This is a genomic window from Streptococcus infantis, assembly GCF_047464615.1.
GTDB lineage: Bacteria > Bacillota > Bacilli > Lactobacillales > Streptococcaceae > Streptococcus > Streptococcus infantis_Y.
Genome location: NZ_JASHBO010000007.1, coordinates 86,308 through 100,209, shown reverse-complemented (window position 1 = coordinate 100,209; position 13,902 = coordinate 86,308). Strand labels below are relative to the sequence as shown.

Genomic DNA, 13,902 nt, shown 5'->3' with positions numbered 1-13,902 from the left:
CATTGTTTCTCTGAGTTTTTTCATGTTATTAAAAAATGTATTGATTATCTGCAATATCCTGAGAAGTTTGAATTTGTTGATTTAGATAATGAAGTATCTGCGATTGAACTTCTTTAATGTTGTGCATATAAATAAAAATGAAGCAAGAGTGTAAAATTGAATGGGATAGGGTAGACGAATAAAATGTTAACTACGAAAAAGATTATTGCGGAATTTGAGGAAAGTTCTAATGATATTAAATTTCTTGAATTTAACAAAAAACTAACGGATAGTATAGAAAGACCACAAGAACTGAAGTTTATCTTAGAACATTTTTCTTATGTAACTGTGAATGGTTATTTAAAAATCTTGGGGAATGATTCAGAGAATGGATTCAGCTACTGTAATGAATTGTTTTCAAAATGTTATAACTCGAATCGTTGTTTGATAGCTTATGATATCTTGGGTGGTCTATTTGCAATAAATATTGAAAAATTAAATGCAATAGAATATTTCGCTCCCGATACATTAGAATGGGAGGATTTGGAGATAGATTATAAGGACTTTTTATATTGGGTGACGACAAATCAGTTAGACACATTTTATCAAGAACTGATAGTACCAGATTTGTTCACATTAGATTTATCGCTTGAAAAAAATGAAGTTGTTTTGACCTATCCTTTTATTTGGTCAATGGAGTACACTCCATCAGGTGCAGTTAGAAAAATAGTTCCCTTTAAAGAATTGTTAGAAATGAATGCTGATTTTTATAGACAGTTAAGGATGTGATAAATAAAGGGTACAATGCATGAAAAAGATATTTGAAATTAGTACATACAGTGAAATAGTATTAAATGGGAAATAATCATTAATGTAAACTGTTATTATTAAAGGCTTCCAAAGCAAAAAGCTTTTTTGTATAAATGTGTATTACGAATGTGTGACTGATAGACAAACATTAAAATATATGATAAACAAAAATAGAAAAAAATTAAAAGGAGAATCCTTATGTCAGTAATTTCATCAGTGGGCCTCACATATTGGTTGACAAAAGAAAAAGTCAAATAGTGTAGATAATAAATCTCACAATGAAATAAGGTCGGGCAAAAAGTCTTTAAAATAAAAGAAAAGCATATTATTAGATGTTTAAAAACCGTGATTTAACGCGATTCTTGAATTTTAAAATTTCGATGTATTGCAATAAAAATTAACCGAAAAACTACATTCTTTGTGAAATAAATTAGATGTTCGGATATATAGAGAAACGCTCTAGACAAAATCTCATGAGCCAGAAATATTGAATCAGCAACTGGATGAGGAAGCCTTTCTTACTCATCTCACCCAAAAAGAAAACTGGTGGATTGGGCTTTCAAAAGAAAAACAAGGGAATTTTGTTATTCCCTACTATGTTCTAGGTCAGGACTGGCAGATCGTCCTTGCAGATCAGGAATTTGAGGGTTTGCTAGTCATGTCTTTTGAAGCTCCTTATCAAGTCAACTTTGAAAAGTGGAAGCGTGATGTTGAAAAGACACTCTTTTATGGTTCGGTCAATTTAGATCAGTCTGAAAGTCTCTTTTCTTACTACGAACCCATTTATCGAGTGATCATCCAGGGGAATCTCCAGCAGATTATCGAGGAGTTGACCTTGCTTGAGAAGATTGTCCTTGAAAATACACCAAGGGTATCCATTACCAAGCAGCTCTTTACCCAGTTTGTCATGGATGTCTTCCATCTTTTTGAACATTTGAAAGCTGACGATATGACAGATATTGTCAAGAACATTCATGCCATTACAACTTTTGAGGATTTAGTCGCTTATACCAAGGAGACCTTGACTTCCTTCTTTGGCCAATACCGCATGAATGAAAATGTGGTCAGTGTGCTCGAGGTCATTGGTAGAGATTACAAAAAAGAACTTTCTCTCAAGGATATCAGCAAGGATCTCTTTATCAATCCCGTTTATTTGGGTCAGCTAATCAAGAAGGAAACCAATTCCACCTTTGCTGAGCTTCTCAATAAGCAACGCATCAAGGCTGCCCAGCAACTCTTGCTATCTACAAATGATAGTATTGAGGATATCTGTTATACAGTTGGTTACAGTAATGTTGGTTATTTCTATAAGGTTTTTCGAAAACTGTGTGGGAAGTCTCCTAAAGCCTACCGTAAACAGGTGGAAACGAACTTGTAACAGTTGTTCTCCTTCGTAAAATATGCTATAATAATTAAAAAATTATGAGGAGGTTACTTTTATGAAAAAGAAACCAATCTATCTTTGGGTATTGCTAATTTTATCAGCCTTACTCTCAGCAATGTCGCTATTTGGGATCATATCTCCAGTACCTACTGCGGAGGGGATGAGCAATCTAGAAACATCAGCATCAGGTGTTAATGCTACCTATGCTAAGGAGTTCGTTGATTACACCATTAAGGTATCGGAGCATGGTCATTCTGTCTTCAGCATTCTCTTGGTTGTCTTATCTGTTATTCTAGTTGTTGTGGCTTTGTTTTTCCTTATTCGTAAAAACCTTCAATTGGCTAACTACACTTATCTTGCTTATGTCTTCGTTGCCATCGTTGGATCTATCTACAACTTTATCGGCGTTCAGGATGCGGTTTCACTTTTTACAGATCCTAACATCCGTATGGGAGCGGAGCTTGGTGCCAAAGGTTCAGCCATTTTTGGGATTGTACTCAATGTTATCTTCCTAGCAATCGTCTTCTATAAAATGTGGCGTCAGCAAAAAGAATTAACAGAAGCTCAAGAAGAGGAAGAACTGGCCTAAGAGTTGACAAAGGATAACTATCAAGATACAATCTTGGTAGTTATTTTTTTGAATTCAAAAAAGAAGGAGGAGAGCATGAAAAAAATTTCCTTAGTCTATATCAGTCTGAGTGGAAATACTGAAAGTTTCGTCACACGTCTGAAAGCTTACTTATTAGAACAGTATGGGAACATTGAAGTGGACAAGATCCATATTAAAGATTTGGTCAAGGAGGGAGAGAATTTCTTTGAGATGACCAATCCATATGTCGCTTTTCTACCGACTTATCTAGAAGGTGGCAATGGTATTGACAATGGTGATGTGGAGATTTTGACCACTCCAGTAGGGGACTTTATCGCTTACGGTGACAATGCCAGCAAGTGTTTTGGTGTCGTAGGATCAGGCAATCGAAACTTCAACAACCAATACTGTTTGACGGCTAAACAATACAGCCAACGCTTCGGATTCCCCGTTCTAGCTGACTTTGAGATGCGTGGAATGCTGGGAGATATCAAGAAGGTCGCAGGGATTATTGCGGAACTCTATGAATTAGAAGCTTTGTAAGAGGTCAGATTTTCTGAGGAAGAGTTTTATTCCATGAATAAAGGATTTACTTCAAGAGGGAATAGTCGAAATGAGTAAATTACAGAGATCATTTTTAAAGTATATAAAACGCAAACCAAGCTTCAAGGATATTATGCTATGCAGTGCTTTGCTACTCTTAGAGTTCGCTCTGTTGCAGTTCTCCAAGAAATTTCTTGATGAAAGTTTGTCAGCTTACGGAACCATGGCATCACTAGGGATTGTTATACTGGTGGGAATCGTAGTTCTCCGGAAAAAATAGAAAAGGACTCGAGAAATACTATCTCGAATCCTTTTTTTATTTTCTGATGTCTTCAACAATTTCTTTTGAAATCATGATTCCCAAACGATATCCTTTATTGATGTAGTCAATGACATCGTTGATGTTTTCTGTTGTTTGAATCTTTTCCTTGATAGTAGCGCGAAAAGATTCATCCTTTAACAGCTGTTCTTGTAGAAGTCTTTGTAGTTTTTCCTTTTCGTATTTGTTAATGAGAAAAAGAACGACAAGACTGATGACAACTAAAATATAAGCATATTGGCTCATAAAGTCTCTCCCTAAGTGATAAAGAAGTTAATAGCAAGAGAAAAGCGAAAAAGATTTTTCGCTTTTCAAGTAATGACAATATAAAATCAGGCAGACGATAGCATAGCTAAAAAAGTGGTTGTTCTGCCCCTGACTCTAGCACCAAACCAAGATTCGTAGAAAATGTTGGTTTGGCTGCATAGATTACTCTGTAATCCAATAACTTTAAGATTACGACGTTTTAGGACATAAATGAATCATATTTATGTCCTAAAACTAGTGAAGCGCCTAGCTAAAGCCCGAATAGGATTTGGCGTTAGTTACTTAGACTGCATTACAATAAAGTGATTAAAAGCCTACGACATGAGCCTAACCAAATCGATATTATTTGGTTAGCTAGTCCGCATAAAAGCGGCTAGCGTCTAACAATTAGGAACTTTAGTTCCAATAACTTTAAGATTACGACGTTTTAGGACATAAATCGATCATATTTATGTCCTAAAACTAGTGAAGCGTTTAGGCAATTCGCCAGATAGCGATTGCCGTCAAGAGACTAGGAACTTTAGTTCCAGTCTCTTGTAACGATTTACATCTTCTCTGGTGCTTCTACGCCCAGCAGACGAAGTGCTTCTTTGAGGACAACCGCAGTTGCATAGCTGAGGGCTAAACGACTGTCGCGTTCTGGACTTTCATCCAAGATACGAGTGTGAGCGTAATATTTATTAAAGGCTTGCGCTAAGCTAATTGCAAATTTAGCAATGATAGAAGGTTCAAAGTTATCCGCCGCACGGTTGATAATACGTGGGAAATCTTGGATGAGTTTAATAATTTCCCAGCTTTCAGGATCATTCAAGCTATAGTTGGCACTTGTTTCTGGTTTGAAATCGGCTTTACGCAAGATGGATTGGATACGAGCATAGGCGTATTGAACATAAGGACCAGTCTCGCCTTCAAAGGATACCATAGCTTCAAGGTCGAAGTCGTATCCATTTGTACGGTCAGTTTTAAGGTCATAGAATTTAATGGCTCCAACTCCAACAGCATGAGCAACCTGGTCTTTATTTTCAAGTTCCGGATTTTTGGCTTCGATTTGCGCTTTGGCACGACTGACAGCCTCTGCAACTGTAGGCTCTAGCAAGATGACATTCCCTTTACGAGTAGAGAGTTTTTTCCCTTCTTTTGTAACCAAACCAAAAGGAACGTGAGTAATATCTTCACTCCAGTCGTAGCCCATCTCTTGCAAGACAGCTTTGAGTTGTTTAAAGTGGGCGGATTGCTCTTGACCAACGACATAGATAGATTTAGCAAATTGATATTCGTTTTTACGGTAAAGGGCAGCGGCCAAGTCACGTGTGATGTAGAGAGTTGCACCATCAGATTTCTTGATAAGAGCTGGGTGTTCAATTCCATATTTTTCAAGATTCACAACTTGGGCACCTTCTGATTCGACCAAAAGTCCTTTTTGAGAAAGGATGTCTACAACTGCATCCATCTTGTCATTGTAAAAGGCTTCACCGTTGTAGCTGTCGAATTCAACCTTCAATTCATTATAAAGGCGGTTAAATTCCACCAAACTTTCATCACGGAACCATTGCCAAAGTGCGAGAGCTTCCTCATCTCCATTTTCAAGTTTACGGAACCATTCGCGTGCTTCTTCATCCAAGCCAGGGTCATTTTCAGCTTCAGCATTGATGCGAACGTAGAGTTTAAGAAGTTCATCGATCGGATGAGCTTTTACAGCTTCTTCGTCACCCCATTTTTTGTAGGCAACAATTAGCATTCCAAACTGTTTACCCCAGTCTCCTAAATGGTTGACCTTGACTGTTTGATAACCGATTTTTTGGAAAATATGTGACAAGCTATCTCCGATAACAGTTGAGCGCAGGTGACCAATAGAGAATGGCTTAGCAATATTGGGACTAGACATGTCGATAACAACATTTTCTTGTTTACCAATATTTTGGTCAGCATAATGTTCTTTTTCAGTGATAACAGCTTGTAATACTTGAGCAGAAATGGCATTTTTATCAAGGAAGAAGTTAACATAAGGTCCAGTAGCGACGACTTTTTCAAAGGCTTGGCTATTGATTTTTTCAGCGATATCTGCTGCAATCATTTGTGGAGCTTTTCTCTCAACTTTTGCTAGAGTAAAGGCAGGGAAGGCGATGTCTCCCATGTCAGAGTTTTTGGGTTGTTCTAGTAAATTTAAAATAGCCTCTTGATCCAGGCTCTCAATGACGCTAGCCAATTCGCTAGCAATCAATTGTTTTGTATTCATTATAAACTCCTTTGGACTTTTCTTCTATTTTATCACAATTTTGAGGAATGATAAGAATTTTTTTGAAATATTCGGTTTTTTTGGTATAATGTTCTTAATTAAATAGTTGTAAAATATTATAAATATTCACTCGAGAGGATGTTATGAGAAAAAGAGAACGCCATCAGTTAATCAAACAAATGATCACTGAGGAAAAATTAGGAACTCAAAAGGAGATTCAAGATCGTTTGGAAGCACGCAATGTTTTTGTAACGCAAACGACATTGTCGCGTGACCTTCGCGAACTGGGCTTGACCAAGGTTAAGAAAAATGATAAGGTCTACTACGTACTAGCAAATGAGACAGAGAAGATTGACCTGGTTGAGTTTTTATCCCATCATTTGGAAGGTGTAGCAAGAGCTGAGTTTACCTTAGTTTTGCACACAAAATTGGGTGAAGCCGCAGTTTTAGCCAATGTTGTCGATGCCAACAAGGATGAATGGATTTTAGGAACAGTTGCGGGTGCCAATACTCTCTTGGTAATCTGCCGAGATCAGCATGTTGCTAAACTCATGGAAGATCGTTTGTTAGATTTGATGAAGGATAGATAAGGTCTTGGGAGTCTCTCTCAAGACTATTTTTAACAAGGAGAGAATGGATGACGACAGAAAAATTATCACCTGGCATGCAACAGTATGTGGATATTAAAAAACAATATCCAGATGCTTTTTTGCTCTTTCGTATGGGTGATTTTTATGAGTTATTTTACGAAGATGCAGTCAATGCTGCCCAGATACTAGAAATTTCACTAACCAGTCGCAATAAGAATGCTGAAAATCCTATTCCCATGGCTGGAGTGCCTTATCACTCAGCCCAACAGTATATTGATGTCCTAGTTGAGCGTGGCTACAAGGTGGCCATCGCTGAACAGATGGAGGATCCTAAGCAGGCTGTTGGCGTTGTAAAACGTGAGGTCGTCCAGGTGATTACACCAGGTACAGTCGTCGATAGTAGTAAACCAGATAGCCAAAACAACTTTTTGGTGGCCATCGACCGTGATGGTCAGCAATTTGGCTTGGCTTACATGGACCTGGTGACGGGTGATTTCTATGTGACAGGCTTATTGGATTTTACCCTGGTCTGTGGTGAAATCCGAAATCTTAAGGCAAGAGAAGTTGTCATCGGCTATGACTTAACTGAAGAGGAAGAACAGATTCTCAGACGTCAAATGAATTTGGTACTTTCCTATGAGCAAGAATCATTTGAAGACATCCATCTACTGGATCCACGATTGGCACCCGTTGAACAAGCTGCCAGCAGTAAGCTTCTTCAGTATGTCCATCGGACTCAGATGAGAGAGCTCAACCACTTGAAGTCAGTTGTTCGCTATGAAATCAAGGATTTCTTGCAGATGGATTATGCAACCAAGGCTAGTTTAGATCTAGTAGAAAATGCTCGTTCTGGCAAGAAACAAGGGAGTCTTTTCTGGTTGTTAGATGAAACCAAGACTGCCATGGGGATGCGTCTTTTGCGCTCTTGGATCCACCGTCCCTTGATTGACAAGGACCGTATCCTTGAACGTCAGGAAGTTGTACAGGTCTTTCTGGATTATTTCTTTGAACGTAGTGATTTGACAGAAAGCCTAAAGGGAGTCTACGATATTGAGCGCCTTGCTAGTCGTGTTTCTTTTGGGAAAAGCAATCCTAAAGACCTCTTGCAATTAGCGACTACCTTGGCCAGTGTTCCAAGGATTCGCGCAATTTTAGAAGGAATGGAGCAACCAGCTCTTGCCTATCTAATTGAACAACTTGATGCTATCCCTGAGTTGGAAAATCTCATTAGCGCAGCCATTGCTCCTGAAGCTCCTCATGTGATTACAGATGGGGGTATTATCCGGACTGGATTTGATGAGACTTTAGACAAATACCGACGAGTTCTCAGAGAAGGGACTAGCTGGATTGCTGAGATTGAGGCTAAGGAGCGAGAAAACTCTGGCATCAGCACGCTCAAGATTGACTACAATAAAAAGGACGGTTACTATTTCCATGTTACTAATTCGCAACTGGGGAATGTGCCAGCCCACTTCTTCCGTAAGGCTACGCTGAAAAACTCTGAGCGTTTTGGGACAGAGGAGTTGGCGCGTATCGAGGGAGAAATGCTAGAGGCGCGTGAGAAGTCAGCCAGCCTTGAATATGAAATCTTTATGCGTATCCGTGAGGAGGTTGGCAAGTATATCCAACGTCTACAAGCCCTGGCCCAAGGAATCGCTACTGTTGATGTCTTACAAGGACTAGCGGTAGTAGCAGAAAATCAGCACTTGATCCGTCCAGAGTTTGGTCAGGATTCGCGAATTGACATTCAAAAAGGTCGTCACGCTGTCGTTGAGAAGGTCATGGGAGCTCAAACCTATATTCCCAATAGTATCCAAATGGGTGAAGATACTAGCATCCAGCTGATTACAGGGCCTAATATGAGCGGGAAGTCAACCTATATGCGTCAGCTAGCTATGACAGCAGTTATGGCCCAGATGGGTTCTTATGTACCGGCAGAACGTGCTCACTTGCCAATTTTTGATGCAATTTTTACCCGTATCGGGGCAGCAGATGACTTGGTGTCTGGTCAGTCCACCTTTATGGTCGAGATGATGGAGGCCAATAATGCCATTGCGCATGCGACTGAGAAATCCCTCATTCTCTTTGATGAGCTAGGACGTGGAACGGCAACCTATGATGGCATGGCCTTGGCTCAGGCCATCATCGAGTACATCCATGAGCATATTGGAGCCAAGACTCTTTTTGCGACTCACTACCATGAATTAACCAGCCTGGAAGCTAGTCTTGAACATCTAGTAAATGTTCACGTGGCTACGCTTGAGCAAAATGGTCAGGTTACTTTCCTTCATAAGATTGAACCAGGTCCAGCAGACAAATCGTACGGTATTCACGTCGCTAAGATTGCTGGATTGCCGACAGATTTGCTAAAAAGAGCGGATGCGATTCTAACTCAACTAGAAAGTCAAAGTCAGGAAAGTCCTGCCCCAATGAGGCAAACGAATGCAGTCTCTGAACAAATTTCCCTATTTGACTCAGCGGAAGAAAATCCTATCCTAGCAGAATTGGCTAAAGTAGATGTGTACAATATGACACCGATGCAGGCCATGAATCTCTTGTTAGAATGGAAGCAAAAATTATAAGTCAAAACCCACTCAAAAGACTGAGTGGGTTTCTGTTGTATTATTTTTTCTGAGCCAATAGTTGGTTGATGTGGGCAACCTTCTTTGATTCTCTTTTATAAAGAATCGTCCAGATGATGAGATATACGATTGCAAACTCTGGGATGAGTTGAAGAATGAAAGTCCAGCGAAGTGGAAACCAACCTGCCAGAATTGCTAGAGGAACAAAACCTAATAGCATGAGGAAGAAGTGAGTGACAGTCGCACGAAGAAGGCTCCAATCTTGAGCGAATAGACGACTGCCAAAACTAAAGAGAACTCCGATAGCTGCCCAGATGATAGAACAGTAGAGCAAAACTAGAGCGCCATGTACCTGTTGTTGGAACATGAATTGGCCAATCAAAGAGTTGGGGCTAAGTGGTGCGTAGTTGCTTGGTGAATAGATAAACGAAAAGATAATAGATAGGATGAGACCGATGAGGATACCAGTTGAGGCATCGTGAAATACTTGTTTTTTCATAGTTCTAATTTCTCCTTAATAGCTTTGAGGTAACGGCGAGATGAGTAGGTGAAACTGTCATTTTTTAGATAAATTTCAATCAAGCCGTTAGAGGTTAGTTTTAGATGACTGATAGCATCAATGTTGACAATTTCCGATTGGGAAATTTGGATAAAGGAAGCAGGTAGAATTTCACTCGCTTGGTAAAGGCGAATGTCGAGCGCATAGGTTTGGCTATCCGTTTCAGCCAACACTTTACGGTTTTCAATATAAACGCGCTGAATAGTACCGACTTCAATGAGATAAAGCTGATCTTGAAATTTTCCTTTAAGAGTTTCTTTTTGATCCAGTGATTGAACAAAGTCTTGAACTTTTTGAACTCTAGGGGACAAAGATGGTGCTTCTATGATGATTTGTTCTTCTGCATATTGTTGATCAATGTCAAGTCTGACTTTCATATTTTCTCCTTTGTAAAGTTGTAATAGAGATCTCTTACTTACAAATCTATTAAACACCATTTTCTTGGCAATTACAAGAAGGTTTGTCTATGTGGTCGGTTGAAGAGTCTATCTGGTAGGCGAGCGTTTTCAACTAAATTTAAGATCAAAGAAGTCAAAAAATAAGTAGAAATATATTGACAAAAATAGAAAAAACGTGGTACAATAATAGACGGTACTTTTTACTTTTGGTCTCTCAAGAGTGTACAGGGACGTGCTGACAAATGTTGCAAAAGTACACACAGATGATAGCTGTCACCAAGTGTATCATCACCAAAAATAAAAAAACACAGGAGAATGTAGATGCCTACAATTAACCAATTGGTTCGCAAACCGCGTAAATCAAAAGTAGAAAAATCTAAATCACCAGCTTTGAACGTTGGTTACAACAGTCATAAAAAAGTTCAAACAAACGTTTCTTCACCACAAAAACGTGGTGTTGCAACTCGTGTTGGAACAATGACACCTAAAAAACCTAACTCTGCCCTTCGTAAATTTGCTCGTGTACGTTTGAGCAACCTTATCGAAGTTACTGCCTACATCCCAGGTATCGGACACAACTTGCAAGAGCACAGCGTGGTGCTTCTTCGCGGTGGACGTGTAAAAGACCTTCCAGGGGTACGTTACCATATCGTCCGTGGTGCACTTGATACTGCAGGTGTTAACGATCGTAAACAAGGCCGTTCTAAATACGGTACTAAACGTCCGAAAAAAGCATAAGGAAAGGGGATAAAGAGAAATGAGTCGTAAAAATAGAGCTCCAAAACGTGACGTATTGCCAGATCCGCTTTACAATTCACAATTAGTTACTCGTCTTATCAACCGCGTTATGCTTGATGGTAAACGTGGTACAGCTGCTTCAATCGTTTACGGTGCTTTTGAACAAATCAAAGAAGTTACTGGTAACGATGCACTTGAAGTATTTGAAACAGCTATGGAAAACATCATGCCTGTACTTGAAGTACGTGCACGTCGTGTTGGTGGTTCTAACTACCAAGTCCCAGTTGAAGTTCGTCCAGAACGTCGTACAACACTTGGACTTCGTTGGTTGGTAACAATCGCTCGCCTTCGTGGTGAACACACAATGCAAGACCGTCTTGCAAAAGAAATCTTGGATGCTGCTAACAACACTGGTGCAGCAGTTAAGAAACGTGAAGACACTCACCGTATGGCTGAAGCTAACCGTGCCTTCGCACACTTCCGTTGGTAAAATCATGATGCTGGGAACGGCAAGGATGCAAAGTGAAAATAGGAAACTAACGCAGTATTCGATGAATACAAGGAAGTTTATCTTTTTCACACAGCATCCCGTTCCGGCTCAAATCGGCTAATTAACTTTAGCCCTTGTTCAACTCAACTTACCATTTCGTAAGTTGAAACCAACAATAACAAGATAAACATTGAGAACGGGTAGGTCCTGCCTATCCGTTTTTATTAAATCGTGTTATAATAGAATAGAAATAAAAAAATATAGGAGAAACAAACCTCATGGCACGCGAATTTTCACTTGAAAAAACTCGTAATATCGGTATCATGGCTCACGTCGATGCTGGTAAAACAACTACAACTGAGCGTATCCTTTACTACACTGGTAAAATCCACAAAATCGGTGAAACTCACGAAGGTGCGTCACAAATGGACTGGATGGAGCAAGAGCAAGAACGTGGTATCACTATCACATCTGCTGCGACAACAGCTCAATGGAACAACCACCGCGTAAACATCATCGACACACCAGGACACGTGGACTTCACAATCGAAGTACAACGTTCTCTTCGTGTATTGGACGGTGCGGTTACAGTTCTTGACTCACAATCAGGTGTTGAGCCTCAAACTGAAACAGTTTGGCGTCAAGCAACTGAGTACGGAGTTCCACGTATCGTATTTGCCAACAAAATGGACAAAATCGGTGCTGACTTCCTTTACTCAGTAAGCACACTTCACGACCGTCTTCAAGCAAATGCACACCCAATCCAATTGCCAATCGGTTCTGAAGATGACTTCCGTGGTATCATCGACTTGATCAAGATGAAAGCTGAAATCTATACTAACGACCTTGGTACAGATATCCTTGAAGAAGACATTCCAGCTGAATACCTTGACCAAGCTCAAGAATACCGTGAAAAATTGATCGAAGCAGTTGCTGAAACTGATGAAGAATTGATGATGAAATACCTCGAAGGTGAAGAAATCACTAACGAAGAATTGAAAGCTGGTATCCGTAAAGCGACTATCAACGTTGAATTCTTCCCAGTGTTGTGTGGTTCTGCCTTCAAGAACAAAGGTGTTCAATTGATGCTTGATGCGGTTATCGACTACCTTCCAAGCCCACTTGATATCCCAGCGATCAAAGGTATCAACCCAGATACAGAAGAAGAAGAAACTCGTCCAGCATCTGATGAAGAGCCATTTGCAGCTCTTGCCTTCAAGATCATGACTGACCCATTCGTAGGTCGTTTGACATTCTTCCGTGTTTACTCAGGTGTTCTTCAATCAGGTTCTTACGTATTGAACACTTCTAAAGGTAAACGTGAACGTATCGGACGTATCCTTCAAATGCACGCTAACAGTCGTCAAGAAATCGACACTGTTTACTCAGGTGATATCGCTGCTGCCGTTGGTTTGAAAGATACTACAACTGGTGACTCATTGACAGATGAAAAAGCTAAAATCATCCTTGAGTCAATCAACGTTCCAGAACCAGTTATCCAATTGATGGTTGAGCCTAAATCTAAAGCAGACCAAGACAAGATGGGTATCGCCCTTCAAAAATTGGCTGAAGAAGATCCAACATTCCGCGTTGAAACTAACGTTGAAACTGGTGAAACAGTTATCTCTGGTATGGGTGAGCTTCACCTTGACGTCCTTGTTGACCGTATGCGTCGCGAGTTCAAAGTTGAAGCGAACGTAGGTGCTCCTCAAGTATCTTACCGTGAAACATTCCGCGCTTCTACTCAAGCACGTGGATTCTTCAAACGTCAGTCTGGTGGTAAAGGTCAGTTCGGTGATGTATGGATTGAATTTACTCCAAACGAAGAAGGAAAAGGATTCGAATTCGAAAACGCAATCGTCGGTGGTGTGGTTCCTCGTGAATTTATCCCAGCGGTTGAAAAAGGTTTGGTAGAATCTATGGCTAACGGTGTTCTTGCTGGTTACCCAATGGTTGACGTTAAAGCTAAGCTTTACGATGGTTCATACCACGATGTCGACTCATCTGAAACTGCCTTCAAGATCGCTGCATCTCTTGCACTTAAAGAAGCTGCTAAATCAGCACAACCAGCTATCCTTGAACCAATGATGCTTGTAACAATCACTGTTCCAGAAGAAAACCTTGGTGATGTTATGGGTCACGTAACTGCTCGTCGTGGACGTGTAGATGGTATGGAAGCTCACGGTAACAGCCAAATCGTTCGTGCTTACGTTCCACTTGCTGAAATGTTCGGTTACGCAACTGTTCTTCGTTCTGCATCTCAAGGACGTGGTACATTTATGATGGTATTCGACCACTACGAAGATGTACCTAAGTCAGTGCAAGAAGAAATCATTAAGAAAAACAAAGGTGAAGACTAATTTGTCGTCACTAGAAAAGAAGTCACTTTGTGGCTTCTTTTTCTGTTTGGTAGAAATA

Annotated in this window: 12 protein-coding genes and 1 pseudogene; 9 read left to right on the top strand and 4 right to left on the bottom strand. The window is 40.0% G+C overall.

The features are described 5' to 3' along the window. The first annotated feature begins 183 nt into the window (after window positions 1-183). The 4 genes and pseudogenes from QM450_RS05470 (at window position 184) to nrdI (ending at window position 3,305) form a co-directional block, all read left to right on the top strand. Window positions 184-768, top strand: coding sequence for a DUF2625 family protein (locus tag QM450_RS05470; RefSeq protein WP_414319921.1), 585 nt, complete (start codon window positions 184-186; stop codon window positions 766-768). A 508-nt stretch (window positions 769-1,276) separates the two neighbouring features. After that, a pseudogene (locus QM450_RS05465) lies at window positions 1,277-2,167 on the top strand (helix-turn-helix domain-containing protein); the annotation flags it as partial. Between the two features lie 61 nt (window positions 2,168-2,228). Then, window positions 2,229-2,762: an ABC transporter permease gene (locus QM450_RS05460; protein WP_414319920.1), complete on the top strand. Its 534-nt coding sequence runs from the start codon at window positions 2,229-2,231 to the stop codon at window positions 2,760-2,762. A 75-nt stretch (window positions 2,763-2,837) separates the two neighbouring features. Continuing rightward, entirely contained in the window at window positions 2,838-3,305 is a 468-nt protein-coding gene (nrdI, locus tag QM450_RS05455; RefSeq protein ID WP_414319919.1) for a class Ib ribonucleoside-diphosphate reductase assembly flavoprotein NrdI, read from the top strand. Between the two features lie 316 nt (window positions 3,306-3,621). Here nrdI and QM450_RS05450 read toward each other — a convergent pair whose 3' ends face one another. Together QM450_RS05450 and argS are read right to left on the bottom strand one after the other, a co-directional pair. Beyond that, window positions 3,622-3,870, bottom strand: coding sequence for a MarR family transcriptional regulator (locus QM450_RS05450; RefSeq protein WP_414319918.1), 249 nt, complete (start codon window positions 3,868-3,870; stop codon window positions 3,622-3,624). Between the two features lie 565 nt (window positions 3,871-4,435). Then, window positions 4,436-6,127 (bottom strand): arginine--tRNA ligase, encoded by a 1,692-nt coding sequence (argS, locus tag QM450_RS05445; protein WP_414319917.1) that lies wholly within the window; start codon window positions 6,125-6,127, stop codon window positions 4,436-4,438. A 143-nt stretch (window positions 6,128-6,270) separates the two neighbouring features. On the opposite strand from argS, the gene argR reads away from it, so the two are divergent. Then, on the top strand, window positions 6,271-6,717 hold the full coding sequence (gene argR / locus QM450_RS05440; RefSeq protein ID WP_001231485.1) for an arginine repressor: 447 nt from the start codon (window positions 6,271-6,273) through the stop codon (window positions 6,715-6,717). A gap of 47 nt (window positions 6,718-6,764) precedes the next feature. Beyond that, window positions 6,765-9,299, top strand: a complete 2,535-nt coding sequence (mutS, locus tag QM450_RS05435; protein ID WP_414319916.1) for a DNA mismatch repair protein MutS — start codon at window positions 6,765-6,767, stop codon at window positions 9,297-9,299. Between the two features lie 40 nt (window positions 9,300-9,339). Here mutS and QM450_RS05430 read toward each other — a convergent pair whose 3' ends face one another. Next, a complete protein-coding gene (locus QM450_RS05430; RefSeq protein ID WP_414319915.1) occupies window positions 9,340-9,798 on the bottom strand; it encodes a DUF3021 domain-containing protein in 459 nt (152 codons plus the stop codon). Continuing rightward, window positions 9,795-10,235 (bottom strand): LytTR family DNA-binding domain-containing protein, encoded by a 441-nt coding sequence (locus QM450_RS05425; protein WP_301392188.1) that lies wholly within the window; start codon window positions 10,233-10,235, stop codon window positions 9,795-9,797. The genes QM450_RS05430 and QM450_RS05425 overlap by 4 nt, the downstream gene beginning before the upstream one ends. 342 nt (window positions 10,236-10,577) lie before the next feature. Between QM450_RS05425 and rpsL the strand changes: the two genes are divergently transcribed. The 3 genes from rpsL to fusA all read left to right on the top strand — a co-directional run bounded on the left by rpsL (window position 10,578) and on the right by fusA (window position 13,844). Beyond that, window positions 10,578-10,994, top strand: coding sequence for a 30S ribosomal protein S12 (gene rpsL / locus QM450_RS05420; RefSeq protein ID WP_001142333.1), 417 nt, complete (start codon window positions 10,578-10,580; stop codon window positions 10,992-10,994). 19 nt (window positions 10,995-11,013) lie between these two features. Continuing rightward, complete coding sequence (rpsG, locus tag QM450_RS05415) at window positions 11,014-11,484, top strand: 30S ribosomal protein S7 (protein ID WP_000087876.1); 471 nt, start codon at window positions 11,014-11,016, stop codon at window positions 11,482-11,484. A 278-nt stretch (window positions 11,485-11,762) separates the two neighbouring features. Next, the gene (gene fusA, locus QM450_RS05410) at window positions 11,763-13,844 is read left to right on the top strand and encodes an elongation factor G (RefSeq protein ID WP_330787031.1); all 2,082 of its coding nucleotides are present in this window, start codon (window positions 11,763-11,765) and stop codon (window positions 13,842-13,844) included. Window positions 13,845-13,902: the final 58 nt, after the last annotated feature.

What these genes read in the sequence shown, in the direction of transcription:
- QM450_RS05470 (WP_414319921.1), top strand. Translation starts at nt 184, where the DNA reads ATGTTAACTACGAAAAAGATTATTGCGGAATTTGAGGAAAGTTCTAAT.
- QM450_RS05460 (WP_414319920.1), top strand. Translation starts at nt 2,229, where the DNA reads ATGAAAAAGAAACCAATCTATCTTTGGGTATTGCTAATTTTATCAGCC.
- nrdI (WP_414319919.1), top strand. Translation starts at nt 2,838, where the DNA reads ATGAAAAAAATTTCCTTAGTCTATATCAGTCTGAGTGGAAATACTGAA.
- QM450_RS05450 (WP_414319918.1), bottom strand. Translation starts at nt 3,870, where the DNA reads ATGAGCCAATATGCTTATATTTTAGTTGTCATCAGTCTTGTCGTTCTT.
- argS (WP_414319917.1), bottom strand. Translation starts at nt 6,127, where the DNA reads ATGAATACAAAACAATTGATTGCTAGCGAATTGGCTAGCGTCATTGAG.
- argR (WP_001231485.1), top strand. Translation starts at nt 6,271, where the DNA reads ATGAGAAAAAGAGAACGCCATCAGTTAATCAAACAAATGATCACTGAG.
- mutS (WP_414319916.1), top strand. Translation starts at nt 6,765, where the DNA reads ATGACGACAGAAAAATTATCACCTGGCATGCAACAGTATGTGGATATT.
- QM450_RS05430 (WP_414319915.1), bottom strand. Translation starts at nt 9,798, where the DNA reads ATGAAAAAACAAGTATTTCACGATGCCTCAACTGGTATCCTCATCGGT.
- QM450_RS05425 (WP_301392188.1), bottom strand. Translation starts at nt 10,235, where the DNA reads ATGAAAGTCAGACTTGACATTGATCAACAATATGCAGAAGAACAAATC.
- rpsL (WP_001142333.1), top strand. Translation starts at nt 10,578, where the DNA reads ATGCCTACAATTAACCAATTGGTTCGCAAACCGCGTAAATCAAAAGTA.
- rpsG (WP_000087876.1), top strand. Translation starts at nt 11,014, where the DNA reads ATGAGTCGTAAAAATAGAGCTCCAAAACGTGACGTATTGCCAGATCCG.
- fusA (WP_330787031.1), top strand. Translation starts at nt 11,763, where the DNA reads ATGGCACGCGAATTTTCACTTGAAAAAACTCGTAATATCGGTATCATG.